The sequence below is a fragment of the Devosia sp. genome (assembly GCF_028290625.1).
GTDB lineage: Bacteria > Pseudomonadota > Alphaproteobacteria > Rhizobiales > Devosiaceae > Devosia.
In genome coordinates, this window is the sequence record NZ_JAQGJM010000027.1 from 59,154 (window position 1) to 85,199 (window position 26,046).

Annotated in this window: 31 protein-coding genes; 11 read left to right on the forward strand and 20 right to left on the reverse strand. The window is 63.5% G+C overall.

Annotation, left to right across the window (positions count from 1 at the left end; all coding sequences use genetic code 11):
* Window positions 1-28: 28 nt before the first annotated feature.
* A complete protein-coding gene (locus tag JWR51_RS14535) occupies window positions 29-403 on the forward strand; it encodes a low affinity iron permease family protein (RefSeq protein ID WP_299748741.1) in 375 nt (124 codons plus the stop codon).
* Window positions 404-619: 216 nt separating this feature from the next.
* Window positions 620-2,149, forward strand: a complete 1,530-nt coding sequence (locus JWR51_RS14540) for a histidine kinase dimerization/phosphoacceptor domain -containing protein (RefSeq protein WP_299748744.1) — start codon at window positions 620-622, stop codon at window positions 2,147-2,149.
* Window positions 2,150-2,168: 19 nt separating this feature from the next.
* On the opposite strand, the gene JWR51_RS14545 is transcribed toward JWR51_RS14540, so the two are convergent.
* Window positions 2,169-2,915: a Crp/Fnr family transcriptional regulator gene (locus tag JWR51_RS14545; protein WP_299748746.1), complete on the reverse strand. Its 747-nt coding sequence runs from the start codon at window positions 2,913-2,915 to the stop codon at window positions 2,169-2,171.
* Window positions 2,916-3,241: 326 nt separating this feature from the next.
* On the opposite strand from JWR51_RS14545, the gene JWR51_RS14550 reads away from it, so the two are divergent.
* Complete coding sequence (locus JWR51_RS14550) at window positions 3,242-4,156, forward strand: esterase (RefSeq protein ID WP_299748749.1); 915 nt, start codon at window positions 3,242-3,244, stop codon at window positions 4,154-4,156.
* Window positions 4,157-4,312: 156 nt separating this feature from the next.
* Here the strand turns inward: JWR51_RS14550 and JWR51_RS14555 are convergent, their stop codons facing one another.
* The 12 genes from JWR51_RS14555 to phnG form a co-directional block, all read right to left on the reverse strand.
* A complete protein-coding gene (locus JWR51_RS14555) occupies window positions 4,313-4,558 on the reverse strand; it encodes a hypothetical protein (RefSeq protein ID WP_299748752.1) in 246 nt (81 codons plus the stop codon).
* A 100-nt stretch (window positions 4,559-4,658) separates the two neighbouring features.
* Window positions 4,659-5,987 carry a phosphonate ABC transporter, permease protein PhnE gene (phnE, locus tag JWR51_RS14560; RefSeq protein ID WP_299748755.1) on the reverse strand — a complete coding sequence of 443 codons (1,329 nt, stop codon included), beginning with the start codon at window positions 5,985-5,987 and terminating at the stop codon, window positions 4,659-4,661.
* 9 nt (window positions 5,988-5,996) lie between these two features.
* Entirely contained in the window at window positions 5,997-6,953 is a 957-nt protein-coding gene (gene phnE / locus JWR51_RS14565; RefSeq protein ID WP_299748758.1) for a phosphonate ABC transporter, permease protein PhnE, read from the reverse strand.
* A gap of 64 nt (window positions 6,954-7,017) precedes the next feature.
* The gene (gene phnD, locus JWR51_RS14570; protein ID WP_299748760.1) at window positions 7,018-7,932 is read right to left on the reverse strand and encodes a phosphonate ABC transporter substrate-binding protein; all 915 of its coding nucleotides are present in this window, start codon (window positions 7,930-7,932) and stop codon (window positions 7,018-7,020) included.
* Window positions 7,933-7,997: 65 nt separating this feature from the next.
* Window positions 7,998-8,834: a phosphonate ABC transporter ATP-binding protein gene (phnC, locus tag JWR51_RS14575; RefSeq protein WP_299748762.1), complete on the reverse strand. Its 837-nt coding sequence runs from the start codon at window positions 8,832-8,834 to the stop codon at window positions 7,998-8,000.
* A 259-nt stretch (window positions 8,835-9,093) separates the two neighbouring features.
* The gene (locus JWR51_RS14580; protein ID WP_299748765.1) at window positions 9,094-9,708 is read right to left on the reverse strand and encodes a DapH/DapD/GlmU-related protein; all 615 of its coding nucleotides are present in this window, start codon (window positions 9,706-9,708) and stop codon (window positions 9,094-9,096) included.
* The gene (gene phnL / locus JWR51_RS14585; RefSeq protein WP_299748768.1) at window positions 9,705-10,406 is read right to left on the reverse strand and encodes a phosphonate C-P lyase system protein PhnL; all 702 of its coding nucleotides are present in this window, start codon (window positions 10,404-10,406) and stop codon (window positions 9,705-9,707) included. The genes JWR51_RS14580 and phnL overlap by 4 nt, the downstream gene beginning before the upstream one ends.
* Window position 10,407: 1 nt before the next feature.
* A complete protein-coding gene (gene phnK / locus JWR51_RS14590) occupies window positions 10,408-11,184 on the reverse strand; it encodes a phosphonate C-P lyase system protein PhnK (RefSeq protein WP_299748771.1) in 777 nt (258 codons plus the stop codon).
* Window positions 11,181-12,062 (reverse strand): alpha-D-ribose 1-methylphosphonate 5-phosphate C-P-lyase PhnJ, encoded by an 882-nt coding sequence (locus JWR51_RS14595; protein WP_299748774.1) that lies wholly within the window; start codon window positions 12,060-12,062, stop codon window positions 11,181-11,183. Before JWR51_RS14595 ends, phnK begins: the two co-directional genes overlap by 4 nt.
* Window positions 12,063-12,231: 169 nt before the next feature.
* Entirely contained in the window at window positions 12,232-13,323 is a 1,092-nt protein-coding gene (locus tag JWR51_RS14600; RefSeq protein ID WP_299748777.1) for a carbon-phosphorus lyase complex subunit PhnI, read from the reverse strand.
* 3 nt (window positions 13,324-13,326) lie between these two features.
* The gene (gene phnH, locus JWR51_RS14605) at window positions 13,327-13,917 is read right to left on the reverse strand and encodes a phosphonate C-P lyase system protein PhnH (protein ID WP_299748780.1); all 591 of its coding nucleotides are present in this window, start codon (window positions 13,915-13,917) and stop codon (window positions 13,327-13,329) included.
* Window positions 13,917-14,372 (reverse strand): phosphonate C-P lyase system protein PhnG, encoded by a 456-nt coding sequence (phnG, locus tag JWR51_RS14610; protein WP_299748783.1) that lies wholly within the window; start codon window positions 14,370-14,372, stop codon window positions 13,917-13,919. The genes phnH and phnG overlap by 1 nt, the downstream gene beginning before the upstream one ends.
* A gap of 79 nt (window positions 14,373-14,451) precedes the next feature.
* On the opposite strand from phnG, the gene phnF reads away from it, so the two are divergent.
* Complete coding sequence (gene phnF / locus JWR51_RS14615) at window positions 14,452-15,189, forward strand: phosphonate metabolism transcriptional regulator PhnF (RefSeq protein WP_299748786.1); 738 nt, start codon at window positions 14,452-14,454, stop codon at window positions 15,187-15,189.
* 162 nt (window positions 15,190-15,351) lie between these two features.
* Here phnF and phnN read toward each other — a convergent pair whose 3' ends face one another.
* The 3 genes from phnN to JWR51_RS14630 are packed head-to-tail and all read right to left on the reverse strand — an operon-like array spanning window position 15,352 to window position 17,775.
* The gene (gene phnN, locus JWR51_RS14620; protein ID WP_299748789.1) at window positions 15,352-15,927 is read right to left on the reverse strand and encodes a phosphonate metabolism protein/1,5-bisphosphokinase (PRPP-forming) PhnN; all 576 of its coding nucleotides are present in this window, start codon (window positions 15,925-15,927) and stop codon (window positions 15,352-15,354) included.
* On the reverse strand, window positions 15,924-17,060 hold the full coding sequence (locus tag JWR51_RS14625) for an alpha-D-ribose 1-methylphosphonate 5-triphosphate diphosphatase (protein ID WP_299749368.1): 1,137 nt from the start codon (window positions 17,058-17,060) through the stop codon (window positions 15,924-15,926). Before JWR51_RS14625 ends, phnN begins: the two co-directional genes overlap by 4 nt.
* A 10-nt stretch (window positions 17,061-17,070) precedes the next feature.
* Entirely contained in the window at window positions 17,071-17,775 is a 705-nt protein-coding gene (locus JWR51_RS14630; RefSeq protein ID WP_299748819.1) for a DUF1045 domain-containing protein, read from the reverse strand.
* A gap of 187 nt (window positions 17,776-17,962) precedes the next feature.
* On the opposite strand from JWR51_RS14630, the gene JWR51_RS14635 reads away from it, so the two are divergent.
* From JWR51_RS14635 to JWR51_RS14650, 4 genes are all read left to right on the forward strand, one after another.
* Window positions 17,963-18,328, forward strand: coding sequence for a hypothetical protein (locus JWR51_RS14635; RefSeq protein ID WP_299748822.1), 366 nt, complete (start codon window positions 17,963-17,965; stop codon window positions 18,326-18,328).
* Window positions 18,329-18,396: 68 nt separating this feature from the next.
* The gene (locus JWR51_RS14640) at window positions 18,397-18,852 is read left to right on the forward strand and encodes a hypothetical protein (RefSeq protein WP_299748825.1); all 456 of its coding nucleotides are present in this window, start codon (window positions 18,397-18,399) and stop codon (window positions 18,850-18,852) included.
* Between the two features lie 2 nt (window positions 18,853-18,854).
* Window positions 18,855-19,073, forward strand: a complete 219-nt coding sequence (locus tag JWR51_RS14645; protein ID WP_299748828.1) for a hypothetical protein — start codon at window positions 18,855-18,857, stop codon at window positions 19,071-19,073.
* A gap of 23 nt (window positions 19,074-19,096) precedes the next feature.
* Window positions 19,097-19,894, forward strand: coding sequence for a YdcF family protein (locus JWR51_RS14650; protein WP_299748831.1), 798 nt, complete (start codon window positions 19,097-19,099; stop codon window positions 19,892-19,894).
* 34 nt (window positions 19,895-19,928) lie between these two features.
* Here JWR51_RS14650 and JWR51_RS14655 read toward each other — a convergent pair whose 3' ends face one another.
* Entirely contained in the window at window positions 19,929-21,650 is a 1,722-nt protein-coding gene (locus tag JWR51_RS14655; protein WP_299748834.1) for an MFS transporter, read from the reverse strand.
* A 121-nt stretch (window positions 21,651-21,771) separates the two neighbouring features.
* Here JWR51_RS14655 and JWR51_RS14660 point away from each other — a divergent pair, with 121 nt between their 5' ends.
* Window positions 21,772-22,233 carry a MarR family winged helix-turn-helix transcriptional regulator gene (locus JWR51_RS14660; protein ID WP_299748837.1) on the forward strand — a complete coding sequence of 154 codons (462 nt, stop codon included), beginning with the start codon at window positions 21,772-21,774 and terminating at the stop codon, window positions 22,231-22,233.
* Here the strand turns inward: JWR51_RS14660 and JWR51_RS14665 are convergent.
* A complete protein-coding gene (locus tag JWR51_RS14665; protein ID WP_299748840.1) occupies window positions 22,230-22,433 on the reverse strand; it encodes a hypothetical protein in 204 nt (67 codons plus the stop codon). The two genes, JWR51_RS14660 and JWR51_RS14665, sit on opposite strands and share 4 nt — an antisense overlap.
* Window positions 22,434-22,556: 123 nt before the next feature.
* Window positions 22,557-22,772: a cold-shock protein gene (locus JWR51_RS14670; protein ID WP_299723032.1), complete on the reverse strand. Its 216-nt coding sequence runs from the start codon at window positions 22,770-22,772 to the stop codon at window positions 22,557-22,559.
* Window positions 22,773-23,060: 288 nt separating this feature from the next.
* Here JWR51_RS14670 and JWR51_RS14675 point away from each other — a divergent pair, with 288 nt between their 5' ends.
* Entirely contained in the window at window positions 23,061-23,465 is a 405-nt protein-coding gene (locus JWR51_RS14675; RefSeq protein ID WP_299748842.1) for a VOC family protein, read from the forward strand.
* A 175-nt stretch (window positions 23,466-23,640) separates the two neighbouring features.
* Window positions 23,641-24,984 carry an NtaA/DmoA family FMN-dependent monooxygenase gene (locus tag JWR51_RS14680; protein ID WP_299748845.1) on the forward strand — a complete coding sequence of 448 codons (1,344 nt, stop codon included), beginning with the start codon at window positions 23,641-23,643 and terminating at the stop codon, window positions 24,982-24,984.
* On the opposite strand, the gene ugpC is transcribed toward JWR51_RS14680, so the two are convergent.
* Window positions 24,958-26,016 carry a sn-glycerol-3-phosphate ABC transporter ATP-binding protein UgpC gene (gene ugpC, locus JWR51_RS14685; protein WP_299748848.1) on the reverse strand — a complete coding sequence of 353 codons (1,059 nt, stop codon included), beginning with the start codon at window positions 26,014-26,016 and terminating at the stop codon, window positions 24,958-24,960. The two genes, JWR51_RS14680 and ugpC, sit on opposite strands and share 27 nt — an antisense overlap.
* Between the last annotated feature and the right edge of the window lie 30 nt (window positions 26,017-26,046).

Sequence of the window (26,046 nt, forward strand, 5' to 3'; positions counted from 1 at the left end):
GGCTTTTTCGTCCCATGGCGAGTACGATATGACCGATACCAGCCTGTTCACCAAATTTTCCCATCATGTGGCCCATGCGGCGGGACGGCCGCAGACCTTTGCGCTGGCTTGCGCGGGGATCGTGATCTGGGCCGTCAGCGGCCCGGTGTTCGGGTATTCCGAGACCTGGCAATTGGTGGTCAATACGGCGACGACGATCATCACCTTCCTCATGGTGTTCGTGGTCCAGAATACGCAGAACCGCGATGGCGAGGCGATCCAGGCCAAGCTGGATGAGTTGATCCGGGCGAGCCAGGCCGAGAACCAGTTTATCGGCGCTGAGCAGTTGACCGAAAAAGAACTGCATCACTTGCGCGAGATGTACGTCGAGCACGCGGCCCGAAAGGCCGAAGCGACGGACTAGGGTCGATCGACACTGCGGCTTCACCGCAGGCTGGCGGCTACCCCGCGGCCGCTTTGTACGCTTTGGTACCAGGCGGTGTGGCGACGATCCAACGCTGCATTTGTGGCGTAAGACCTTGTTGGGCACAGCAGTTGAACTAATTTCGAATTGTGAATTAGTCTTGTGCTGTTTCGCCCGGAGGGGACAGGCGTGCGGCCGATGGCGTCTCGAACCAGTGTGGGAAAGATCAGTGCGCCGGTCGCGACCATCGCGCTGGCGGCGTTGTTCTTCGTGCTGTTTTCGGCGCTGACCGCCTTCATGCTCTATTCCGCCTATCGCGACACGATCGACCGCGCGGAGGCGAGGGCAGCATCATCGGCCTATGTGGTGGCCGCCCATACGCAATGGCTGATGGAGGCGAGCTTCCAGGCCCTGCGGCGAATCGACGACGCCGCGGGCAATCGGCTGCAGGACCCGCCCGCCGACGCCATCGGCGATCTCAACGAAGCAGTGCAGAGCCTGCCGGGCAATGTGCAGGCCTGGGTGTTCGACGCCAATGGGGTGCCGCGGCTGACCAATGCCATGACCACACAGGCGGTCAATGCGGCGGACCGGGACTATTTTCTCGCCGTCAAGGCTGGCAAGCCGTTCGACATATCGCAACTGATCGTGTCGCGCTCGACCGGCGAGGACGTGTTCGTGGTGGCCAAGCGGCTTGAGCGCAATGGCGTGTTCGTGGGCTGTGCCATCATCGTGCTGCCCGCCGCGGCGCTGTCGCAGTTTCGCAGTTCGCTGGAACTAGGGCCGCTCTCGACGGTCGGCTTGTTCCGCGACGACGGGCTGATGGTGACGCGGGACCCGGTGCCCGAGCAGGTGCAGGACCTGAGCAAATATGTGTTGTTCACCGACTATCTGCCCAAAGGCTCGAATGGCACGTATTTCGCGCGGTCGCCCACCGACGGGGTCGAGCGGATCGTGGGCTATCGGCGCGTCGAAGGCCTGCCGCTGGTGGCCGTGGCGGCGATCGCCCAGTCGGAAGCCTTTGCGGACTATTGGGAAATCGTGCGCAATGTGCTGATCGTGGCGGTGCCGGGGCTGATCGGGCTATTGGCGATGGCGGTGTGGATCACCCGGCTGCTGCGGCGCGACGAGCGCTCGCGGCAGGAGCTGAGCCAGGCGCTGGAGGGCAACCAGACGCTGTTCCGTGAATTCCACCACCGGGTGAAGAACAACCTGCAGCAGGTTTCAGCGCTGGTGCAGTTGCAGAAGCTGCCACTTGAAGCCAAGCAGGAAATGGAGCGCCGTATCGCCGCGATGGTGGCGGTGCACGAGCATATTTACCGCTCCGACCAGTTCGACCGGGTCGATGTGGCCGACTATATCCCCAAGCTGGTGCAGGAATTGCGCGACAGCTACGGCGACGGCATTGTCATCGACTGCGCAGTGGCGCCGGCCGAAGTGGACCGCGAACATGCGCTGCCGCTGGGCCTGTTGATCAACGAGGTGGTGGCCAATGCGGTCAAGCACGGCTTTACCGATGGGCGGGCCGGCCGCATCAGCATCGATCTGGTGGCGCTGGACGATGCCCGCGCACGCCTGACAATCAGCGACAATGGCGTGGGATTCGATCCCGCTAGCCATTCCAAGGGCATGGGAACCAAGCTGATTCGCGGACTGGCGGCGCAAATGGAAGGCGAACACAGCTTTGATGCGAGGGAAGGCACCCGATTCGTATTGCTGTTCCCGCTGATGCGGGTCACGACCTAGCAGCGAAGCGAGGCGAGCCTCAGCCTTGCTCTGCGCTATCCGCGGAGGCGGCTACCGGTGCCGTCCGGCGGCTGTTGCGGGCGCGGAAATCCTGGCCGAGCAGGCGGGTATATTCGCTCTCGGCCAGGCCGTAGGAGCCGTTTGCCGCCTGCTCCAGCCCCTCGCGGTCGAGAATGATGATGTGGCCGCGATTGGAGCGGATCAGCCCCTTGCCCTCGATCAGGTGCAGCGTCACGGTGACGCCGGGGCGGCGGCAGGCCAGCATGGTGGCCAGCAATTCATGGGTCACGTCAAGCCGGTCGCTGCTGAGGCGGTCATGGGTCATCAGCAGCCAGCGTGCCAGGCGCTCTTCGAGCTTGGCGCGGCCATTGGCCGAGGCCGTGGAGGCGGTCTGGATTTCGGCGGCGCGCACGAAGCGCAGCAGATGGTCGTGCAGCCGCCGGCTGGTGCGCAGCGCTTCGGTCAACACATCGGCCGGCAAGCGCTGGGCATAGCCGGACACCTGCACATTGGTGGCATAGGTGGAGCGGCCGTCATTGAGCAGCAGGGGCGTGCCCGACATGCCTTCGCGGCCGACAACACCCACCTCGACATCGCGGCTGGTCTCGAAGCGGGAGATGACCGAGAGCATGCCTTCGTCGGGGAAATAAACGAAACTGATGGGCTCGCCGGGGCGTTCGAGAACGGTTTTGGCTTCGAGTTGCACCGGCTCCAGCAGGGAGCCGATCAGCGCGAAGTCTTCAGGGTCCATACCGTTCAGGAGCAAGTTTCGCGATCGGTCGCCAAGTGATGGGGACACAGCTCTTCCCTTGGGCAAGAGCAATTATCTCCCAGCCGTCCGCGCCCGAAAAGACGTGCAGACGATGGGGTTAAGGGTATGCGCCATTCGGCTCAATAGACAGTAAAATATGTACATTCGGGTGAGATCGCCGAAACCAATTGTACAATTTGGACAATTGGTCTGATATTTCTATATTGAGCAATCTTCTTGGTTAAGGGCGTCGGCTTGTGTCCAGTTGCATGGCGACGACGGGGTGGGTTGCCAAGCGGGCGGGCTTGAGCGAGCCTGCGGCAAAGCCGGGGGAAGCGCGCATGAAGCATCTGATCACCACATTGGGACCCTACCGCAAGGATCAGCTCGGCATGATCCTGCCGCATGAACATGTGTTCGTGGATTTGCGGACGCCCGACCAGCCTGGCTATGCAGAGGGAAACGCCGACGAGGTGGTGGCGCTGATGGCGCCGCAGATTTCCGCGATTCAAACGCAAGGGATTACGGCACTGGTGGAATGCACCACCGGCGGCGTGGGGCGGCGGGCGGATCTCGACAAGGCGGTGTCGGTGGCGACGGGACTGCCGATCGTGGTGCCGACCGGCAATTATCGCGAGCCGTGGATTCCGGACTGGGTCCGGGCGGCCAGCGATGGGGAGCTGGAAGGCTGGATGGTGGGCGAGCTGACCGGGCAGATCGAGGACAGCGGCGTCATGGCGGCCTGGATCAAGATCAGCGCCGGCGATGACGGGATCACGCCGCTGGAGGAGCGGATTTTGCGCGCGGCGGCGCGGGCGGGGATGCAGACGGGAGCGGTGATCGGCTCCCATACCATCCGCGGCCGGGTGGTGATGGACCAGCTCGATATCATCGAGGATGAGGGTTATCGGGCCGAGCGGTTCATTTCGATCCACACGCAGGCGGAGCCGGATTTCGAACTGCATAAGGCGGTGGCGGCGCGGGGGGCGTGGATCGAGTACGACCATATCGGGCGTGAGCCGGATGATGAAGTCTGCGCGTTGATCCTGCGCGCGCTGGAGGCCGGACTGGGGCCGCAATTGCTGCTGAGCCACGACCTGGGATGGTTTGACCCTGCTTTGCCGGGCGGAGGGACGCCGCGGGCGTACACACATCTGGTGGACGTGATGTTGCCGATGCTGCGAGCGGCTGGAGTCAGCGAGGAGACGATCGTGGGGCTGACACGGGATAATCCGTTTGAGGCGTTTGCGCGGTAAGAGGGCCATAGCCGACGCCCAATACCGCCGCCGTCATTCCCGCGTATGCGGGAATCCATTCGTTCAGAGGCGGGCGTAAGGAGAGTGGGTTCCCGCTTGCGCGGCAATGACGCCGTGGTGTTGGGGCGGCGTAGGCGTAGCGGCGCTGGACCTGTTCTACCGATCCACGTCCGTCACGTTGCCGCGTTCGGTGATGGCGAAATTGTGCAGGGCCACGCTGGCTTCGATATCCTTGTCGGCGGCGGTGATCAGGGACGAGAAGGCGGCCCGGATGATTTCCTTCTTGGAGGCCTTGGGGTGCAGTTTCTTGGCCTGGCGCAGCATTTCCTTGGGGGACATGTTGGGGGTCGCCAGCTTGAGCAGAGTGGTTTCGAGAGTGTCGGAATTTTCAAGATTGTGCATCGTTCGCTCCGTACGTTTTGCGACAAAATGCACAGATGACTGTCACAAACTAGAACAATCTCTGATTCAGGACTGATGCATCTTGGCAATGCAGCGGTTGTCAGTGCTGCACCTTGCCGATCAGGCGGGTACGCAAGGCATTGGAAATATTATCGAAAATGAACACGACGGCCAGGATCAGCAGGACCATGTAGAACACATTGGACCAGTTGGAATTGGTGCGCATGGATTCCCACAGCTTGAGACCAATGCCGCCGGCGCCAACTGCACCAATGATGCTGGCCGAGCGGGTATTGGACTCCCACTGGTAGAGGGTTTGCGAGATCATCACCGGCAAGACCTGCGGCAGGACGCCATAGCGCTGGGTGGTGATGACGCCGGCGCCGGTGGAGGCAATGCCCTCGCGCTGCTTGTCGTCGATATTTTCCAGGCCCTCGGAATAGAGCTTGCCCAGGGTGCCGGTTTCGGTCAGCGCGATGGCGCCGATGCCGGCGAGCGGGCCGGGGCCGAAAGCGCGGGTGAAGAACAGCGCCCAGATCAGCATATCGACCGAACGGAAGAAGTCGAACAGGCGCTTGATGATCTGGTTGACGGGCTTGTTGGGCATGATGTTGCGGGCGGCGAAGAAGGCCAGCGGGAAAGACACGATGGCGCCGATCAGTGTGCCCGCAAAGGCCATGACGATGGTCTGCAGCAGCTTGGTCCAGACGTCGCCGTGCTGCCACTGGGCGTTGAACCAGATATTGTTCGCGGCCAGCGCGACATTGGAGGTGCCGGGGACCAAATCGGGGCCGGAAACCAGCAGCGAGGTGACCTCACCCGCAGATTTGCCGAAGAAGGGCGAATTGATATCGAACAGGAAATTGGGCCAGCCGAAGGCGCGCTTGCGGAACTTGACGCGATCGGGGCTGACGCGCACGTCGCCCACAAAGCCCATATCGGCGATGGCCTCGCCGCTCTTGACCACGAACCAGGACGGTAGATCCTGCGTCAGGACGCGCACTTCGGCGCCGGTCAGGTCTAGATCGACGCTCTGGCCGGCATTGGTCAGCGTGGCGGCGGTCTTGGTGAAGGTGACAGATTGGCCAGCACCGCCCAATTCGATGGTGTAACCGCCTTCACGGGGAACCAGCCAATCGGGGTGCGGGTCGGCGCCAAGCACGGAAAAGCGCGGGTATTTGCCGACGATGGTGGGTCCATCAAGCCGGTATTCGGCATTGATGTCATAGGCGATCCACTGCTGCATGTAATCGCCGAGGCGATCCCATTTGCCGCCTGAGATGACCGACGGCAGGGCGAAGAACCAGACCGCGTAGAACAGGTAAAGCACGACCGCGACCAGGGCGATCAGCGGCGCGAAGCGCTTGAGCACCGACTGCTTAAAAACCGCCGGATAGCGCTGCTCGAGGGTGAGGGTCATATCGGTCATGGGATCACCTCAGCCGTGGATCAGGAAGGCGGCATCGCCAACCAGCTTGCGGCGCACATACGCGGAAATCTGATCAACGATGATGATGGTGGTGAGCAGCAGGGCAATCAGTGCGATGGTCTTGGGACCGAAACCGCGCGAAATGGAGAGCTTGAGCTCCTCGCCGATACCGCCGCCGCCAACCGCGCCGATAATGGTGGAGGCGCGCACATTGATCTCCAGCCGCAGCATCGCATAGGAGACGAAATTGGGCATGACCTGCGGCAGGGCGCCGAAGCGGACGCGCTCGATCCAATTTGCACCCACTGCTTTCAAACCCTCGTCGGGCTTCATGTCGATGTTTTCGATGACCTCGAAATAGAGCTTACCCAGCGCGCCGATGGTGTGCAGGCCGACCGCGATGATGGCGGCGACGGGGCCAATGGAGAGTACGGCGGCAAACAGGCCGGCGATGACGATTTCGGGGAAGGCGCGCAGCACTTCCATGACGCGCCGAACGACCGAGCGCACCAGGAAGGACGGCATCATATTGCGCGCGGCGAGGAAGCACAGCAGCAGGCCGCCGGTGAAACCGATAATGGTCGACACCATGGCGACGTTGATGGTGATCAACATCAGGTAGAAATATTCGGGCAGGTAGAAGCCGGCGCCGAGCTCGACCCGGCCATCGGGGAAATTGTATTCCAGCGTGCCGTTATCGGCGGGGGTGGGCAGATCGAACAGCGCGCGCGGAACATCCATCCAGTCGTGCGGGATCAGCCAGGAGAGAAAATCGAACAGATGGGGCAGCCGGTCCACGAAATGGCCGGCATTGCTCTCATCGGCAAAGATCAGGGAGCCGACCAGCGCCAGCGCCAGGCCACCAAAGCCGAGAATGGAATAGAGCCGCCGCTGCCGCGCCAGATGGCGCCAGGCCAGATCGACGGTACGAACGGTGTCGGAGGCGGGCTGAGCGAGCACGGTCATGGAAGCAAGGTCCCGATAGACGAAGGGCACCTGCCGGATGGCAAGTGCCCTTCAGAGGCGTGAATTAGCCGCCGATGGTGGCTTTGCGGATGTCGATGATCGGCTGGTAGAATTCAGCCTTCACGGGGACGTAGCCCTTGAAGTCGCCGCCTTCGATGGCCGAGAAGCAAGCTGCGTCTTCGGTGGGCAGGTTCAGGTAGAAGTCGGTGATCTTCTTGGTCAGATCAGCGCCGAGATCGTTGCGAACAACCAGCGGGCCATTCGGGATCAGGGGCGAACGCCAGACTTCGACGAAATCTGCGGGATCAACGGCGCCCTTGTCAACGAGCTTGCGGAAGGTGCCCGAGGTGTAGCCGTCAGCGAACTCACCGATACCCGAGGAGTCGTCAACCGAGACGTCCGACTTGCCATCGAGCAGAGCCAGGACGTTGTTTTCGTGACCGCCGTTGAAATCGGCAGAAGCGAAGAACTGGTCGTTCGGAACGCCGGTGGTGACGGGGATCTGGGTCAGCGGGACGAGGTAGCCCGAGGTCGAATCGGGGTCAGCGTAGCCGAGCTTCTTGCCCTTGGCGGACATGATGTCGGTGATGCCCGAGGACTTGAGGGCGAGGCCGATCGAGTAGTAACCGGTCGAGCCGTCAGCCTGCTGGGTGGTCAGGATCGGGGTCACGGCATCGGGGTTTTCGATGGCGATGGCCGCATAGCCCGAAGCGCCGAGGCCGGCAACGTCGAGGGTGCCGCCGAGGAGGCCCTGGATCACGCCGTCATAGTCAGCGGCGGGGAACAGCGAGACCTTCTCGAAGCCGAGGTCGGTCTTGAGGTGATCGGCGAGGCACGCGTAGTTGCGCAGGCGGTCGGCTTCGTTTTCGCCGCCGAGGATGCCGATACGCAGTTCCTTGACGTCCTGGGCGAAGGTGGCGGTCGAGCCGGCACCGAGGGCGACGAGCGCAACGGCGCTCATAAGCATAGTTTTCAGCATGGTTCTCTCCTGGGTTTAGGATCCGCCCCGCTTTTGCCGCGGGGTTGGATGAGGTGTGCTCGGCGTCAGTTGGCGAAGGCTTCGGCCCGTTGATCGAGGGCTTCGATGCGACCGCTCTTGCCGGCAATGGATGTGGAGGTGATGGCCTCCGAAAATGCTTCCTTGAGGCCATCGGCGCCGTAGATTTCGCGGGCGGCGGCTTCGGTCAACTGCGCGGGCGAACCGTCGAACACCACTTTGCCGGCCGCCATGCCGATGATGCGCTGGCAGTAGACGCGGGCGGTATCCAGCGTGTGCAGGTTGGTGATGACGGTGATGCCGTGGTCGCGGTTGATGTCGCGGAGGCTATCCATGACGATCTGGGCATTGCGCGGATCGAGCGAAGCGATCGGCTCGTCGGCCAGGATCATCTTGGGGCTCTGCATCAGGGCGCGGGCGATGGCGACGCGCTGCTGCTGGCCACCCGACAGGGTGCCGGCGCGCTGGAGCGCAGTCTGGGCGATATCGAGCCGATCAAGCGCCTGCAGCGCATCGAAGCGCTCGGCATGGGTGAAGATGTTGAGGAGGCTGGTGATGGTGGAGCGGCCGTTGAGGCGGCCGAGCAGTACGTTGGTCAAAACGTCGAGACGAGGGACCAGGTTGAACTGCTGGAAGATCATGGCGCAATCGCGCTGCCAGTCGCGGAGCGCCTGACCCTTGTGGGTCGAAACCTTGGCGCCGTCGAATTCGATATGGCCGTCGGAGACATCGGCCAGGCGATTGATCATGCGCAGCAGGGTGGACTTGCCGGCGCCGGAGCGACCGATGATACCGACCATTTGCCCATTGGGGATTTCCAGATCGACAGTGTCGACGGCAGTCTTGTTGCCGAAGCGTCGCGTAACCTTGGAAATCTTGAGCATCGCTGCCCTCCGGCGTTGAACCGAGGGGATGACTAGGGCGCGATGATAAACCTGCGATGTCGGTTGCGTGACGGAATGATGACGATATGGGGGGGTCGGGGCACGCCCTCGTGGTTCGAGGCTCGCGAAGAGCTCGCACCTCACCATGAGGGCTACTGGAGGATAGCGCTTGAGGATACGGCTACTGAACTGCGGCAGTTCAGTAGCCCTCATGGTGAGGCGGGAGTTCTTTCGACCCTCGAACCACGAGGGCGTGGCACTAGGCTTCGTACTTGTCCAGGAACGCCTCGGTCGACAGCGTGCGGAAATCCTTGAGGCCCAAACGCAAATGCTCGTGATCCCAGTCCCACCAGGCCAGGGCATCGAGCCGGGCGGCGATGGGATCGGTGAAGCGCTGCTTGATGGTTTTTGCCGGGACGCCGACGGCGATGGCGAAGGCGGCGACGTCCTTGGTGACGACGGCGTTGGAGCCGATGATGGCGCCGTTGCCGATGGTGATGCCGGGCATGATCACCGCGCCATGGCCGATCCAGGTATCGTGGCCGATGGCGATCGGCGTACTGGCGCGCCATTCGAAGAAGGACGGATCATCTTCCTCGCCCTCGAAATAGGAGGCGGAGCGGTAGGTGAAGTGGTGCAGGGAGGCGCGTTCCATGGGGTGCATGGAGGCGTAGATGCGCACATTGGCGGCGATATTGGCGAATTTTCCAATGGTGGAATAGGCGATCTGGGTGCCGCCCACGGCGTAGGAATAATCGCCCATGCTGGAATGGGCGACATGGGTGCCGGCGCCGATTTCGGTGTAGCGGCCCAGGGTGGAGTTGGTGACTTTGGCCGTGGGGTGGATGGTCGGGGTTTCGGAGAGCTTGGTCATGCGGCGATCCTGGGGGCGAAAGCGGTGACGTCGACGATGCGATCGGCGACCTGGCTGCGGACATCCTCATCGTGGAAGATGCCCAGCAGGGCGGTGCCGGCGGCCTTTTTCTCGGCGATCATGGCGACGACGACGGCGCGGTTGGTGGCGTCGAGCGAGGCGGTGGGTTCATCAAGCAGCAGCACCTTGTGATCGGTGATGAAGCCGCGGGCGATGTTGACGCGCTGTTGTTCGCCGCCCGAGAAGGTGGCGGGCGGCAGGGACCACAGGCGTTCGGGCAGGTTGAGCTGGGCGAGGAGCGTCCTGGCGCGATCCTGCGCTTCTGCCTTGTCGGCACCGCGGATGACCAGTGGTTCAGCGACCACGTCGAGCGCCGAAACGCGAGGCACGGTGCGCAGGAACTGGCTGACATAGGCGATGGTGTCGCGGCGTAGGGTAAGCACGAGGCGCGGATCGGCGGTGGCGAGGTCGATGTCGACCCCGTCATGGGTCAGCCAGATATGGCCGGCATCGACGCCGTAATTGCCATAGACCATCTTGAGGATAGAGCTTTTGCCGGCGCCGGAGGGACCGCCGAGGACGACGCATTCGCCTTCATTGACCTCGAAATCGACGTTATCGACCACGGGGAGGACGACGCCATCGCGCAGGTGCATGGTGAAGGTTTTTGCCAGAGACTGGACGCGGAGAGGGGTCACATCACACCTGCAGGATCGAGGAAACGAGAAGCTGCGTATAGGGCTCGCGCGGATCGTCGAGCACCCGATCGGTGAGGCCCGATTCGATGACGCGGCCATCCTTCATCACCATCATGCGGTGGGAAAGCAGGCGCGCGACCGCCAGATCGTGGGTGACGATGACGGCGGCGAGGCCGAGTTCACCCACGAGACCCCGCAGCAGATCGAGCAGACGGGCCTGCACCGAAACGTCGAGGCCGCCGGTCGGCTCATCCATGAAGACGAGACGCGGGGAGGTGACGAGATTGCGGGCGATTTGCAGGCGCTGGCGCATGCCCCCGGAGAAAGAGCGCGGCTGGTCGTCGACGCGGTCCTCGTTGATCTCGACGCGGCCAAGCCAATCGACGGCCGAGGCGCGGATATTGCCGTAGTGGCGGTCGCCAATGGCCATCAGGCGTTCGCCCACATTGGCGCCGGCCGAGACAGTCATGCGCAGGCCGTCGGCGGGGTTCTGGTGCACAAAACCCCAATCGGTGCGCATCAGGAAGCGGCGTTCGGCTTCGCTGAGGTCATAGATATTGCGCCAGACGTCGTCGCGCATGCGGTATTCGGCGCGGCCGGAGGTGGGGGCGAGATTGGTGGAGAGGCAATTGAGCAAGGTGGTCTTGCCGGAGCCGCTTTCGCCCACCACGGCGAGGACTTCGCCGGGGTAGAGCTCGAAATTGACATCGGTGCAGCCCAGGCGGGCGCCGTAGTATTTGGAGAGATTGGAAACGCGCAGCAGCGGAGTGTCGGTCATTCTGCGGCCTCCAGGGCCTCGCCGCTCAGGGCACCACGGTGGCCATGGGCGCGGCGGTCTTCGCAATTGTCGGTATCGGAGCAGACGAACATGTGGCCGCCGTGGTCATCGAGGATGACCTCATCGAGATAGACGCCGGTGGCAGCGCAAAGGGCGCAGGGCTCGGTAAAATGCTGGATGGTGAAAGGGTGATCTTCGAAATCGAGGCTGACCACCTTGGTGAAGGGGGGCACGGCATAGATGCGCATTTCGCGGCCGGCGCCGAAGAGCTGGAGCGCGGCGGACATGTGCATCTTGGGATTGTCGAATTTCGGCGTCGGCGAGGGGGACATGACGTAGCGGTCTTCCACCATCACCGGATAGCCATAGGTGGTGGCGATGCGGCCGTGGGTGGCGATATCCTCATAGAGCTTGACATGCATCAGGCCGTATTCCTTGAGCGCGTGCATGGTGCGCGTCTCGGTTTCACGCGGCTCGAGCATGCGCAGCGGCTCGGGGATCGGCACCTGATAGACCAGCGTCTGGCCGGCCGAGAGCGCCTTTTCGGGAATGCGGTGACGGGTCTGGATGATGGTGGCGTCGGCGGTATGGGTCGTCGTCTTGACGTTGGCGACCTTGGCGAAGAAGGCGCGGATGGAGACCGCATTTGTGGTGTCGTCGGCGCCCTGGTCGATGACCTTGAGCACGTCATCGGGGCCAACGATAGCGGCCGTCACCTGCACGCCGCCGGTGCCCCAGCCATAGGGCATGGGCATTTCGCGGCTGGCGAACGGCACCTGATAGCCGGGGATGGCGATGGCTTTGAGGATGGCGCGGCGGATCATCCGCTTGGTCTGTTCGTCGAGATAGGCGAAGTTATAGCTGGGGGTGGCGCTCATAATGCTGGCTCCATGATTGTGGAGAGAAACCCCCACCTAGCCTCCCCCTGGGAGGGGGAGGAATGACGCGGTGGATGGGGCTGAATGGTGAAACTGTCGCGGAAAGGTTCCTCCCCCTTCCAGGGGGAGGCTAGGTGGGGGTCCAGCACGAAAGCGGTAATTAGGAGCGTCATTCAGCCGCCTCCTGGGTGGCTTCGAACTTGGCGCGCATGGTGCGGATCAGGTCGAGTTCGGCCTGGAAGTCGACGTAGTGCGGCAGCTTCAGGTGTTCGACGAAGCCGGTGGACTGCACGTTGTCGAGGTGGGAGATGACGAATTCCTCATCCTGGGCGGGGGCGGAAATGTCCTCGCCGAACTCGCGGGCCCGCAGGGCCCGGTCGCACAGCGACATCGACATCGCCTTGCGTTCGGACTGACCGAACACCAGGCCATAGCCGCGGGTAAACTGCGGCGGCACCTTGGCCGAACCCTTGAACTGGTTGACCATCTGGCACTCGGTGACGCGGACGCGGCCGAGACTAACGGGGAAGCCCAGTTCGGGAATATCGAGTTCGACCTCAACTTCGCCGATGCGGATTTCGCCGACCAAGGGATGGTTGCGGGCATAGCCGCGCTGGGTGGAATAGCCCAGAGCCAGCAGGAAGCCTTCGTCGCCACGGGCAAGCGCCTGCAGGCGCAGGTCGCGGTCGAGCGGATATTGCAGCGGCTCGCGGGTGAGGTCGCCGACCTCATCCTGTTCCACCGGATCGAAGCCCAGATCGGGCTCCATCAGACCCTGGTGGCCGAGCATGTCGGTAACGCGGGGCGCCCGAGCCGGATCGGCTTCGGCGGTGACGGGCTCGGCAATATCATTGCCCTCGGCAATCGCCGGGTCGAGCAGGCGATGGGTATAATCGAAGGTGGGGCCGAGGAGCTGACCGCCGGGCAGATCCTTGAAGGTGGCGGAGACGCGGCGTTCGATCAGCATATCAGCGGTATCGATGGGGCGCGAATAGCCGAAGCGTGGCAGCGTGGTGCGATAGGCGCGGACCAGGAAAATGGCCTCGATCAGGTCGCCGCGCGATTGCAGGATGGCGAGGGCGGCCAATTCGCGATCATAGAGCGAGCCTTCGGCCATGCAGCGATCCACGGCGAGGCCGAGCTGCTCGATGATCTGTTCGGTGCGCAGGGCCGGCACCGCGCGGTCGCCACGGCGGCGATCGGCGAGCAGAGCGTGGGCATTGGCGATGGCGGCTTCCCCGCCTTTGACGGCAACGTACATGGGTCAGGCCTTCTTGATACGGGTGGTGCGGGGCAGGCCGATCAGCTGACCATCGGCAACGAGCAACAGGTCGACGCCGCGCGGGAATTGAGCGCCGTTTTCGGCCCATTGGGTGAGGAAATCGGCGGGCAGGCCGTGGGGCGCGATGGTGATGGAGCCGTCGATGCCAGGGCCGGTCAGGCTCAGTGCCTGACCACCGGAAACCGACTGGATGGCCAGAGCCACGGTGGTGGAGCGATCGGGATAGAGATCGGTGCCCTGGTCGAAGTCGGCCAAGGTCATGGTCGGATCGCGGGTGAGGGCGAACTGGGCCTGGGCGCGCTCGGAGGTGATGGGGGCGCTGGTGTGGAAGCGCAGCCAGCCGAGGACGGCGTCGGTGGCCAGATCACGGTCGAGCCATAGGGTGGTGTCGTGATCGCAAAGGGTCAGCGCGATGGCGGCGAGCTCGGGTGACAGCGACGATGGCGGGACGAGGCCCAGGGCCAAATCCTGCACGGTGCCGGGGTTGGCAAGGCCATCCATGACGGCGCGGAAGGCGGTTTGGGACTGCATGACGGGATCGGCGAAACCGCCGTCGAGAGTGTTGGTGTCCATCAATTGTCTCCCCGGACCATGGTGAAGAAGTTGACCTTGGTGGCGGCGGTTTCCTGTTTGCGCTTGGTGTCGGCAGCAGTTGCGCCGGCGCGCAGCGGGGCCAGGATCCAAGTCTCGACCGTTGCGGGATCGCGCTGGAACAAGGCGTCGAAGACGGCGATCAGGCGGGCCTTGTCGAGATCGCGGCCGAGGCAATAGCCGTGACCGATTTCGCCGCTTTCAAGCCGCACGGTGGCGCGGCTGACGCTGGCTTCGCCGAGATTGAAGGGCGCGCCGCCGCCCCCTGCCCTGCCACGCACCATGACGAGGCCGGTTTCGGGACCACGGACAGGTTTGAAGTCGGGCTTGTCGGACCAGTTGGACCAGGCGGCGGTGAGCGCATTGGCATCAGCGGCGGCCAGGGCGTTGAGCGCCAGGCGGCGCGGGTCGGTATCGGGAACGGGTAGTGCGGTCATTTTGCTTGCCTCAACTTGTCTAATGAACTAGACAACTTAGAACGTAATTTCGGTCTTAGGCCTCTCGTGTGAATTTGCAATGACAAAGGTGACGGCGGTTTCAGATTCGCATTTGAGCGGGGTGGCGATCTGGCGACGGATCGCCGACGCGGTCCGGCTCGATATCGTGGGTGGCAAGCTGGCGCGGGGCGACAAGCTGGCCGGGGAGGTGGAGCTGGCGGAACGGTTCGGCGCCAACCGGCATACGGTGCGGCGGGCCTTGCAGGCGCTGGCGGCGGAAGGGGTGATCCGCACCGAGCAGGGGCGCGGCAGCTTTGTGGATTCCGCCAAGCGGCTGAGCTACCGGATCGGCAAGCGGACGCGGTTTTCCGAGGGGCTGGCGGGACAGGCGAGCGAATTGCGCCGACAGGTGCTGGGCACGCGGCTGGAGAATGCCAGCGCCAGCGTGGCGGCGGCGCTTGGGCTGGTCAGCGGCGCCAAGGTGACGCGGCTCGATACGGTGTCGCTGGCGGATGGGCGGCCGGTGTCGCGGGCGACGAGCTGGGTCGGGTATCGCGATTTTCCCGAATTTGCCGCGCGGTTTGCGGAGGAGCAATCGACCACGGCGGTGTTCGCGGGGCTGGGTGTGTCCGACTATGTGCGGGCGAGTACGCGGATTTCGGCGCGGCATGCGGATGCGGAAGAGACGGCATTGCTGAAGCTGGCGCCCGGGGCGATTTTATTGGTGTCCGAAGGGGTGGACGCCGACGTGGACGGGCGGCCGATATTGTATGGGCTGAGCCGGTTTCCGGCGGATTTGATGGAATTGGTGGTTTAGGTGGGCAGAAACCCCCTCACCCTGCCCGCTCCGCTGGACGCGTCGCAGGCTGCCCCTCTCCCACAAGGGGAGAGGGGTGACGACTGAGAGCTATCGGCTCCATCCCTTCTCCCCTCGTGGGAGAAGGTGCCCGAAGGGCGGATGAGGGGGCGTCGCGACCGCCTAAGCCCGTGCCGGCCAGACCTGGCGTTGGGAGGCTTCGAGCAAAATATCCACCAGCCGCTCCCCAGCCAACACCAGCGGACCGGAATTATCCAGTCGCACTGTGGTTGGCCCCAACGCATCTGCATCGACCATGCGGGCGAGGCGGGCAGTGATGGCTTGTGCATCTTCGCGGCCGCGGTTGGCGAGGCGTTGGGCGATGATGTCGGGGCTGGCGGAGAGCGCAACCACGGTGGAGCGGGCGTAACGGCGTTCGATTTCGCTGACGATCTGGCGCGAGACATTGGCGATGACCACCCTGCCCGCATCGATATCGGCATCGATGGACGCGGGCAGGCCATAGCGCAGGCCGTGGGCGGGCCAGGCCAGCGCAAAGCCGCCGGAGCGTTCCAGCGCGGCGAATTCGGCTTCGCCCAGGCTGTCATGGTCCTCGCTTTTGCGATCAGCGGGGCGAGTGACGACGCGGCGGACGAAGACAAATTCGGGCCGGTCGGCGAGACGTTCGCGAGCGAAATTGATCAGCGTGTCCTTGCCGGAGCCGCTAGGGCCGACAATGGCGACGAAAACCCCACTCATATGACGCGCTGGCCTTCGCGCCAGACGGTGCGCACGATCGGGATGCCGTCGCTGAGCCGGACGCGCACCAGATCGGCGCGCTTGCCGGTGGCGATTTCGCCGCGATCATCGAGGCCGCCAGCGGTCGCCGGGTGCTTGGTGACGAGGCGGACGGCGTGGGGCAGCGAGATGGAGTCCACCGAGTCGCCCAGGGTGAAGGCGGCCTGGATCAGGCTGAAGGGGATGTAGTCGGAGGAAAGGATATCGAGGATGCCGGCTTCGGCCAGGGTGCGGGCCGAAACATTGCCCGAATGGGAGGAGCCGCGCACCACATTGGGCGCGCCCATCAGCACGGCGAGGCCAGCTTCGTGGGAGGCACGGGCGGCTTCGATCGTGGTGGGGAATTCGGCGACGTCGATACCCTGGGCGATGGCTTCATCGACATGGCCCAGCGTGGCGTCGTCGTGGCTGGCCAGCACGATGCCATGGTCGCGGCAGAAGGCCGCGATGGCGGCACGGTGAGGGGCCGCATAGGTCTCGGAATCGTGGGTGCGGCGGGCGGAGAATTCAGCCAAAGCGGCGTCGCTCATCTTGAGCTTGCCCTGGTAGTAAATCTTGTAAGCGTCGAAGCTGGCGAACTGGCGCTGGTTGGGGGCGTGGTCCATCAGCGAGGCCAGGCGCACCAGCGGGTCATGCTGCAAGGCGACGAAGTTTTCTAGGCAATCGGGCGCCGAGACTTCGCAGCGCAGATGGATGAAATGATCGGCGCGGAGGCGATTGGCGGCCTTGCCGGCGGTGATTGCCTCGGCCAGCACCTTCATTTCGGCGCTGCCCATATCGGCCTGCTCGTCGGTGCCGACGCGCAGGGCGTCGAACACCGTGGTGATACCGGAGGCCGCGACCTGGGCGTCATGCGCCTGCACCGAAGCGATCGGGTTCCAGCGCACGCGGGGGCGCGGCGCATAGTGGTTTTCCAGATGATCGGTGTGCAGTTCGACGAGGCCCGGAATGATGTAATCGCCGTCCATATCCTCGCCGGTGGCGGAGGTGTCGCCGATTTCGACGATTTTTCCGTTCCGCAGCACGATGGAGCCGGTGATGACGTCGTCGGCCAGGACGATGCGGGCATTGGTAAGCACGGTTTCGGCGGTCAGGGTCATGGGATCAGGCAGTCTTGCGTTGCTGTTGGGCGGTGAAGCGGTGGATGGAATCGATCAGGAAGGGGGCATTAGGCTCTGGTTCGACGAACAGCGCCACCTGCGAAATGCACAAAGGTTCGTCGGTCAGGCTGCCGAAATGGCGATGCAGCATTTGGGCGACGTATTCGCGCTCCAACTCGTCGATGGGCCCGGTCAGGGTCATGTGGAAACGGAACTGGTCGAGCACATAGGGATGGCCCCAGGCCATCAGGTTGGCGAATTGGCGGCCGTTGAGCCGGCCGATATCGCCGCGCGCCAGGTCGAGATCGGTGGTGGGGCTGCGATATTGATCGAACACGGTGACGAAATCGGTGGCCAGCTCGTGCAGTTCAAGATTGGGCGTGGCGGGCACCAGCGCGAAAAAATTCTCGATGAGGGCGATGCGCATGGCATCGACGGTGAGCGGGGGAACGCGGCGGCAGAACTTGACCAGCGCTGCCTGCACGTCGCTCACCCCATGCTCGTCGGCGATGCGGAACGGCGCCTTGAGCGAGCCGTGAAAGCCGATGCGACGGGGCGCGGCGGTCAGGAAGGCGTGGTCGGTTTCCACCAGCCCTTCGACGGGCCAAGCGATGCGCGCACCCGTATAGGGATCGCGCCGCAACCACCGCGCGGCCGCGATCGTCAAGGCATCGTCGGCCGGTGGGGTGAAGCAGATGGCGCAGCGCATGGGGGCGTCCGTTGAGTCGATCCGGCAGGCGCTAGCTGATTTATGTGACAGTGACGCGAATTGGCCGCCACTCCTGCGACCCGGCAGATGAAAGGGCGATGAACGCGGCGCTCAGGCAACATGAAGGCTGGCCCCGTTAGCAAGGCGGCCAAGCGGTGATCACGCCGCACATTCATGGAGAATTCAAATGAAGCTGTCCCGCCGCATCGCCCTGGGCGCCTCGCTTGCCGCAATGGTTCTGACCGGCGTCACTGCCACCTTCGCCGAGGAAAGCGACATGGTGCTGTTCAAGGTCGTTTCCTCCAAAGACGAAGTCATCATCGGGCTGACCGAAGGCCAGTTGACTGCAGCGGGCGGGCTCAATGCCGGCGTCGTCGGCAAGATGCTGGTGGCAAGCGGCGAGCTGGCGGCCTGGCAGTATGTGGTGTCCCGCAATGAAGCCGGCGATCTGGTGGAAGCGCCGACCAACTGGATTTCCATCATTGCCAATGACGCGCTGCGCATCGAGCCCTATCAGGCCGAATGGCCAGTAACGCTGCCTGTCAGCGAATAAACAATCACGACGGGAGCGCCGTCAGGTGACAGCGCTCCCGCGTCTGCACCAACCCTTGGGAGATTTTCATGCGCCTGCCCATTCTCGCCAGCCTGATCATACTGTTTGGTGCGGCGCCCGTTTTTGCCAGCGGTGGCGTGGTCTGCACGTCGGGGGCGGGGCTGGCGCAGTTCGAGGTTTCCATCAGCATGGGACGCGACTTCGGAGCGGGAATTTTGAACATCGGCGGCGAGCTGATCGCCAAAATTCCAAATGTCGCCCCTGACCTGCGGCAGTTGCATTTTGCGCCGGAAAATCCCAACCAGATATGGATCGACCGCGACGTGGTGTATTTCGAAATCTCGATACCGCACCGGGGCGACGGGCCCTACGGCTATGCCGATCTCATGATCAAGACCCAGTCGGTCGACGAAGGCAGCTATGTGGGCACCTATGTTTTGGACATTTATGACGCGGGCGTCGAAGTGGACGGCGTGCCGCAGAACATCACGGTGGACGGCGCCGTCAGTTGCATGACGGATTAGCCATGCGCTTTGTTCCCCCGGCGCTGATGGCAATCATTGCGGCCGGGTTCTTCCGGCTGTTCCTGACGCGCTACTGGTTCTATCGCGATTGTATCGAGGCGGCGGCATCGAGCTGCATAACCCCGGACGGCGTCAATCTGATCCAAGGCGGAGCGCTGTGGATCGTGCCCTGCGCGATTTTCGCGCTGCTGGCCCTGCTGATGCTGCGGCACCGCCGGTAATCCCAACACTGTGAGACCCCCCAATGGCCGTCAATCTTGCCAAACTCATCTGGACCACGGTGCAGCCGCTGTCGTTGACGCTGCTGCTGATGGTGTTGGTGCTGCTAGCTCTATGGGTGGGTCGACGCCGGACCGCCGGCATCCTGCTGGCGCTGAACTGCGCGCTGTTTTTCCTGATGACCTTTACCAGCCTGGGCTATCTGCTGATCGCGCCGCTGGAGAACCGCATTGCGCGCCCGGAACTGCCTGAGCGGATCGCCGGCATCATCGTGCTGGGTGGCGGCATCGATGGCGAGGTGGGGCGGGCGCGTTCGATCACCGAACTGACGGCGGGCGGCGACCGGTTCGTGGAGGGCTTGCGGCTGGCGCTGTTGCATCCCGAGGCCAAGATCATCATTTCGGGCGGGTTTGGCTCGCTGGTGGCGGAGGGGGACAGCGACGCCACGGCGGCTGAGCGGTTTTATACCGGTATGGGCATTGCTCGCGACCGGCTGGTGCTGGAAGGGCAATCGCGCAGCACGGCCGAGAATGCGGCGATGACGCGCGAAATGCTGGGTGCGGACGAAGACGGCGCGCTGGTGCTGATCACATCGGCCTTCCACATGCCGCGCGCTACCGCATTTTTCCGCGCGGCGGGGCTGAGCGTGGTGTCGTGGCCAGTCGACTATCGCTCGACCGGCAATGAGCCGTTCCGGATCGATCCGACCAATCCGCCGGAAAACCTTTTGACCACGACGACGGCAATCCGCGAGTGGATCGCGCTGTTGATCTATTCGACGCTGGGGCAGATCGACAGCATCTATCCCGAGGGCAATCCGTAGGAGACCGGCGGGGCTAATCCCGCCGGCCCGAGGATCACGCGGCCTGTTCGGCCACGACCATGCGGTGCTCTTCGGCGACTTCCTGCTTGCGGGTCGAGCCACCCCACCACGACGCCCAGGCCGCGGCGAGGTAGAGCACCAGCGAGATCGAGAACGCGATCTTGATACCCACCATGAACGGGCCCGACAGCAAGTCGGGGAAGAAATGCTGGCCGGTGATGATCGCCACCTGATCGGCCGACAGTGCATGCAGCGCGGCGGCGGGGATCAGTTCGCCCATCGGATTGTAGCCGAGGAAGGCCGCGAAGAGGCTGGCGACCGGCGGGGCCGAGGCGACCTGTGCGGCGACATCGGCCGGCAGGCCCTGGGCGATCAGGCGAGATTCCATCACCGCCGGCAGGCTCCAGGCTAGGCCGATGATCATCAGCGTGAAGAACACGCCGATAGAGAGCACCTGCCCCGCATTCATGGTGGTGGCGCGCACGCCCGAAGCCTGGCCACGCTCGGAAGCGGGAACCGCATTCATGATCTGGGTGCCGTTCGGCGCGCTGAACAGGCCCGAGGCGACGCCGTTGACGAAGAGCAGCGCGGCAAACACCGGATAGGGGAAATCGGCGCCCAGCAGCATCAGGCCAAGAAAGGTCGTGGCGCCCAGCACCATGCCGCCAGCGGCAAAGCGATGAGAGCCGTAGCGATCCGACAGGATGCCGGCGGCGGGTCCTGACAGCAGCACGCCAACGGTCAGCGGCAGCATGAAGATGCCAGCCCAGAGGGGCGTGGATTCAAAGCTATAGCCGTGCAGCGGCAGCCAGATGCCCTGCAGCCAGATGATCAGCATGAACTGCAAGCCACCGCGGGCGATGGAGGTCAAGAGGCTGGCCGTAATGCCGGCGGCGAAGGGGCGGATGCGCAAGAGGTTGAGATCGAACATCGGCAGCTTGACGCGACGTTCGATGATGTAGAAGGCCACCAAGAAAGCGATGCCGATGAGCAATTCGGCCAGCACTTTGGGGCTGCCCCAGGCCATCAGATCGGCGCCATGCGGCTGGATGCCGTCATTGACGCCGACCAGCACCAGCACGAGGCCGATGGCGAAGGTGATATTGCCCCACCAGTCCAAGCCACCGCGCTTTTGCGGCGCAGCCTTGTCGCGCAGGCTGATGAAGGCCCAGATGGTGCCCACAATGCCGATCGGGACATTGACCCAGAAAATCAGCCGCCAGTTGATGTCGGCCAGCAGGCCCCCGGCGATCAGGCCGATGAACTGGCCCCCGATAATGGCCATGGTGTTGATGCCGAGCGCGAGGCCTCGCTGATGTGGCGGGAAGGCGTCGACCAGGATAGCGGTGGAGGTAGCGGTGAGCATGGCGCCGCCAATGCCCTGGATAATGCGCATCCACACCAGATAGCTGGCGGCGAAGTCGCCGGTGGGCATGAAGCTCAACGCGATCGACGCCAGGGTGAAAATCAGGAAGCCCAAATTGTAGATTTTGGCACGGCCAAAAATGTCGCCGAGTCGCCCGAAGGTAACGACCAGCACGGCCGTGGCCACCATATAGCCCATGATGGTCCAGAGCAGGGTATTGGTATTGCCCGGATCGAGCGGCTGCAGGCCGATGCCGCGGAAAATCGCCGGCAGGCTGATAAGGATGATCGATCCGGTGACCGAAGCGGCAAAGACGCCGAGCGTGGTATTGCTCAGCACGATCCACTTGTGACGGTCGCCGTGGGCGGCACTTGTATCTGGGTTCGACATGATTTCAACATGGATGGCGTGTCGCGTCCGGTCGGGCCGTTTATCCTTGTGATGGCGGCCGCGGACGTCCGGGGGTAATATAACGTGACACTGTATATAGCTAGGATGCTAACTAATTAATATGAGCGATTTTGCAGAGCTGCTGCGCATTTTCACCGCCGACATGGTTGTTTCGGCCCGGCTATGGCGAAAGCTGGCGCGGGAACAGGTGGCGCGTTATGGCGTGGCTGAAGCCGGCGCCGGGCCGCTGTTGTGGATCGGCAGGCTGGGCGGCAAGGTGCGCCAGAACGTGCTGGCGGAATATTGCGGCATGGAAGGCGCCTCGTTGGTGCGCATCCTCGATGAATTGCAGGCCGCGGGGCTGGTGGTGCGGGTGCCCGATACGACGGACCGGCGGGCAAACCTGCTGGACCTGACCGAGGCGGGAGAGACCAAGCTCAAGGAAATCGAGGCTGAACTGGCTGCGTTTCGGCTGCGGACATTCGAGGGGCTCAGCGCGGCGGAGATCGAAGCGGCGCTCAGGGTGTTTGCCGCCGTCAAGGCGGCGGCGGCGCGGGACGAAGAGGGCAAGGACGCCGACTAGCTCGGATCTTCCAGGTCTTCGGGGTCGTCGGGCTGGCGCTCGATATAGCCCTGATCGGTCAGCCATTCGCGCAGGATGGCGTTGATGGCGTCATTGCGGCTGAGATGGCCGGCACCTTCTTCGGCACGATCGGCAATGAAGCGGTCGATGCCGTTGATCAGGTCTTCATCGAGGTCAGGTATCGGGCTGAGATCGGTCACGATGGACTCCGGGTTATCGCCGGAGCAACACTGGACAGACCAGTTGGTTCCACAAACGCAAACGGCGCCCGAAGGCGCCGTTCTTTTTCAATGTGCCGCGCTAAAAAGCGCGGCGTCTCGTATTTACTGAACGAGGGTCAGGTTCGTTGCCGAGATCTTGCCGTCGCGGCCGGTCTCGAGTTCGTAGGTGACCTTGTCGCCTTCATACAGGCCCTGCAGGCCCGAACGCTCGACGGCGGAGATGTGGACGAATGCGTCCTTGTCGCCGCCTTCAGGCGAAATAAAGCCGAAGCCCTTGGTGGTGTTGAAGAACTTGACGGTACCGTTGATGGTGGCCATGATTTTAATCCTGATAGCCCGAAGCAGAAGCGAACGAGCGAATGCCCAATGGCAACATGCCAAAGGGGTCTAAACGTTCGCAAAATAAGAAGGGAGCCGGGGGCCGGCGAACCGGCGATCAGGCAGCCGACGATGGCTGAAAACGTGAATGAGGTTATCTACGCCTTTTGCGGCGAAGTAAAGGCGTTTGCAAAAACGGGCCGTGGCGGTCATGCGACAGGCCGCAACATTGCCTCTTGCCTCGAGCCGCCAATGCGCTGAAATGGCGAGCAAACAGGGAGGCGGGCAATGGGCGCTTTGACGATCGGCATCGATCACGTGGGGCTGACAGTCTCGGATTTGCAAGCTTCGGTGGCGTTCTTCACCGGCTGCCTGGGCTGGAACGTGATCGGAGGCAAGCCGGACTATCCGGCGGCCTTCGTCAGCGATGGGACCAGCCGGATCACGCTGTGGCAGGTGGCCGATGGCGACAGGTTCGTCCCGTTCGACCGGCAGCACAATGTGGGGCTGCACCATCTGGCGCTGAAACTGGCGAGCGAGGCGGAGTTGGAGAGGCTGTTCGCACTGGTGTCGGACTGGGACGGCGTCGTCGTGGAATTTTCGCCCGAGCCATCCGGCGGAGGCCCCAAGATTCATTGCATGATCCGTGAGCCCGGCGGGTGCCGGATCGAGTTCGCCTGGGACCCGCGCTAGGTCTTGTCGAGCCGAGGCGCCCACATATCGACATCGGGGAATAGTTTTCCGCGCCTTTTCTAGCACGGGCAAAAGCGAACCTTCGCTACACCTTGAGTAAGTTGGTAGACTAACTAAATTGATGCGTCCGATGCGGCGCAGGCCGCTCCTTCGCCAAATCAGCCAAGAGCGTGCCATGACCTATCAGCGTAGCCTCAACCTCAATGTCGGGATCAACACCACCGGCTATTTGGGCAATGCCTGGCGCTATCGCAGCGGCAGCCGGGCGGACATCAACGATCCGGCATATTACACGCGGTTGACGCAGTTGGCGCATCGCGGCCGGTTCGACGCGGTGTTCTTCTCGGACCACCCGGCGCTGATGACCGATCCCAAGGGGCGGCCGTTCCACACGCTCGATCCGCTGATCCTGTCCGCGGTGCTGACGGCGCAGGTGCCCGATATCGGCGTCGTGGTGACGGCGTCCTCGACCTACAATTCGCCCTACAATTTCGCGCGCCGCACCCAGACGGTGGACATCACCTCGGGCGGGCGGCTGATCATCAATATCGTGTCCTCGTTCAACCCGGCGGTCGCCGCCAATTTCGGCAATGCGCCGCTGCCGCCGCGCAGCGAGCGCTATGCCAAGGCACAGGAATTCCTCGATGTGTGCAAGGCGCTGTGGAACAGCTGGGACGAGGACCGCGAAGGCGAGGTGCCGCCCGAGCTGTTCTGGGACGCTGCCAGCGCCCATCCGATCGAGCATGAGGGCGCCTTTTACTCCGTGAAGGGGGCGCTCAACGTGCCGCGCGGGCCGCAGGGGCATCCGGTGATCGCGCAGGCCGGCGCCTCGGAGGGTGGTATCGACCTGGCGGCCCGGCATGGCGAGATCATCTATTGCAACGTGCTGTCGCGCTCGGCCGGGCAGGCGTTCGGCAAGAAGGTGCGCGACCGGGCGGCGACCTATGGGCGCGACCCAGCAAGCATCAAGATCGTGCCGGGTTTGGTGCCGATTATTGCAGATAGTCGCGAAGAGGCGCTGCGCAAGCACGAGCTGTTCAGCGGCGCCGGCTCGGAAGACGGTCTGCTCAAGCGGTTTGCGAACGACCATGGTTTCGATCTCGCTACGTTCGATCCGGACGCAGTGCTCGATGCCGAGCGGTTCGTGCCGGACCCGAACCGGGTATTGGCCGTGGGCATGGGGCTGGGCCTGTCGGACCTGCTTGGCCACGAGAAGCTGACGGCGCGCGAGGCCGTACGGCGCTCTGAGGGGGCGCACCGGTTGCTGCTCGGCACGCCGGAGGAGATTGCCGACGGGCTGATCGATCTGTGGGCCGATGGCACGGTGGACGGCTATACGATCCAGCCGCCACGGGCACCGGACGATATCGAGCTGTTCGTCGACAAGGTGGTGCCGATCCTGCAGGACCGCGGCGTCTATCGCCGGGAATACGCTGGCGACACCGTGCGCGAACGCTACGGCCTGCCCTTGCCGCCCGCGGAGGCGGCGCCGTCAGGCCTGAAGCGCGGCGCCGCTTGAGGCGTCGAACAGGCGGACCTGTTGCGGATCGACCGACAGGGTGAGCGTATCGCTCGGCCGGGGTTCGACGCGCTCGCGGAACAGGCAGGTCAGGTCCTTGGTGCCGAGACGCACGACGATCTGGGTTTCCGAGCCCATGGGTTCGACCACCTGCACCCGCGCGGCAAAGCCGTTGGGATCGATGCGGAAATGTTCCGGGCGGATGCCGTAGGTCACGGGCTTGCCCTCGATGGCGCTGGACGTGGCCGGCAATGGCAGGCTGACCCCATCGGTGGTGAAGAACAGACCGCCCGTCACCGTGCCATCGATGAAGTTCATCGCCGGGCTGCCGATGAAGCCGGCGACGAACTTGTTGGCCGGATTGTCGTAGAGATCGAGCGGACGCCCGATCTGCTCGACCCGCCCGTCGCGCATGACGACGATCCGGTCGGCCATGGTCATGGCCTCGACCTGGTCATGCGTCACATAGATGATGGTGGTCTGCAGCCGCTGGTGCAGTTCCTTGATTTCGGCGCGCATCTGCACGCGCAGCTTGGCATCGAGATTGCTCAAGGGCTCATCAAACAGGAACACCTTTGGATCGCGCACGATGGCGCGGCCCATGGCGACGCGCTGGCGTTGCCCGCCCGAAAGCTGCTTGGGAAAGCGCTGCAACAGCGGTTCCAAATCGAGGATGCGCGCGGCTTCCTGCACGGCCTTGGCGGTCTCCTCCTTCGAGGCGCGGCGCAGTTTCATTGAGTAGCCCATGTTCTGGGCGACGGTCATGTGCGGGTAGAGCGCGTAGTTCTGAAACACCATGGCGATATCACGCGCCTTGGGCGGCAGCTCGTTGACGGTCCGGTCGCCGATGCTGATTTCGCCGCCGGTGATGTCCTCCAGCCCCGCGATCATGCGCAGGAGCGTGGACTTGCCGCAGCCGGATGGCCCGACCAAGGTGACGAATTCGCCATCGGCGACATCGATATTGATGCCGTGCAGCACCTGGGCGGTGCCATAGGCCTTGCGCACGTCCGCGATTGTTACCGAAGCCATGGTGCGGTCTCTCCTTGCGAGAACTTGCGA

Excerpts from the sequence above, each read along its gene's own strand:
- JWR51_RS14535 (WP_299748741.1), top strand. The coding sequence starts at position 29 with ATGACCGATACCAGCCTGTTCACCAAATTTTCCCATCATGTGGCCCAT.
- JWR51_RS14550 (WP_299748749.1), top strand. The coding sequence starts at position 3,242 with ATGAAGCATCTGATCACCACATTGGGACCCTACCGCAAGGATCAGCTC.
- JWR51_RS14555 (WP_299748752.1), bottom strand. The coding sequence starts at position 4,558 with ATGCACAATCTTGAAAATTCCGACACTCTCGAAACCACTCTGCTCAAG.
- phnE (WP_299748755.1), bottom strand. The coding sequence starts at position 5,987 with ATGACCGATATGACCCTCACCCTCGAGCAGCGCTATCCGGCGGTTTTT.
- phnE (WP_299748758.1), bottom strand. The coding sequence starts at position 6,953 with ATGACCGTGCTCGCTCAGCCCGCCTCCGACACCGTTCGTACCGTCGAT.
- phnD (WP_299748760.1), bottom strand. The coding sequence starts at position 7,932 with ATGCTGAAAACTATGCTTATGAGCGCCGTTGCGCTCGTCGCCCTCGGT.
- phnC (WP_299748762.1), bottom strand. The coding sequence starts at position 8,834 with ATGCTCAAGATTTCCAAGGTTACGCGACGCTTCGGCAACAAGACTGCC.
- JWR51_RS14580 (WP_299748765.1), bottom strand. The coding sequence starts at position 9,708 with ATGACCAAGCTCTCCGAAACCCCGACCATCCACCCCACGGCCAAAGTC.
- phnK (WP_299748771.1), bottom strand. The coding sequence starts at position 11,184 with ATGACCGACACTCCGCTGCTGCGCGTTTCCAATCTCTCCAAATACTAC.
- JWR51_RS14595 (WP_299748774.1), bottom strand. The coding sequence starts at position 12,062 with ATGAGCGCCACCCCCAGCTATAACTTCGCCTATCTCGACGAACAGACC.
- JWR51_RS14600 (WP_299748777.1), bottom strand. The coding sequence starts at position 13,323 with ATGTACGTTGCCGTCAAAGGCGGGGAAGCCGCCATCGCCAATGCCCAC.
- phnH (WP_299748780.1), bottom strand. The coding sequence starts at position 13,917 with ATGGACACCAACACTCTCGACGGCGGTTTCGCCGATCCCGTCATGCAG.
- phnG (WP_299748783.1), bottom strand. The coding sequence starts at position 14,372 with ATGACCGCACTACCCGTTCCCGATACCGACCCGCGCCGCCTGGCGCTC.
- phnF (WP_299748786.1), top strand. The coding sequence starts at position 14,452 with ATGACAAAGGTGACGGCGGTTTCAGATTCGCATTTGAGCGGGGTGGCG.
- phnN (WP_299748789.1), bottom strand. The coding sequence starts at position 15,927 with ATGAGTGGGGTTTTCGTCGCCATTGTCGGCCCTAGCGGCTCCGGCAAG.
- JWR51_RS14630 (WP_299748819.1), bottom strand. The coding sequence starts at position 17,775 with ATGCGCTGCGCCATCTGCTTCACCCCACCGGCCGACGATGCCTTGACG.
- JWR51_RS14635 (WP_299748822.1), top strand. The coding sequence starts at position 17,963 with ATGAAGCTGTCCCGCCGCATCGCCCTGGGCGCCTCGCTTGCCGCAATG.
- JWR51_RS14640 (WP_299748825.1), top strand. The coding sequence starts at position 18,397 with ATGCGCCTGCCCATTCTCGCCAGCCTGATCATACTGTTTGGTGCGGCG.
- JWR51_RS14645 (WP_299748828.1), top strand. The coding sequence starts at position 18,855 with ATGCGCTTTGTTCCCCCGGCGCTGATGGCAATCATTGCGGCCGGGTTC.
- JWR51_RS14650 (WP_299748831.1), top strand. The coding sequence starts at position 19,097 with ATGGCCGTCAATCTTGCCAAACTCATCTGGACCACGGTGCAGCCGCTG.
- JWR51_RS14655 (WP_299748834.1), bottom strand. The coding sequence starts at position 21,650 with ATGTCGAACCCAGATACAAGTGCCGCCCACGGCGACCGTCACAAGTGG.
- JWR51_RS14660 (WP_299748837.1), top strand. The coding sequence starts at position 21,772 with ATGAGCGATTTTGCAGAGCTGCTGCGCATTTTCACCGCCGACATGGTT.
- JWR51_RS14670 (WP_299723032.1), bottom strand. The coding sequence starts at position 22,772 with ATGGCCACCATCAACGGTACCGTCAAGTTCTTCAACACCACCAAGGGC.
- JWR51_RS14675 (WP_299748842.1), top strand. The coding sequence starts at position 23,061 with ATGGGCGCTTTGACGATCGGCATCGATCACGTGGGGCTGACAGTCTCG.
- JWR51_RS14680 (WP_299748845.1), top strand. The coding sequence starts at position 23,641 with ATGACCTATCAGCGTAGCCTCAACCTCAATGTCGGGATCAACACCACC.
- ugpC (WP_299748848.1), bottom strand. The coding sequence starts at position 26,016 with ATGGCTTCGGTAACAATCGCGGACGTGCGCAAGGCCTATGGCACCGCC.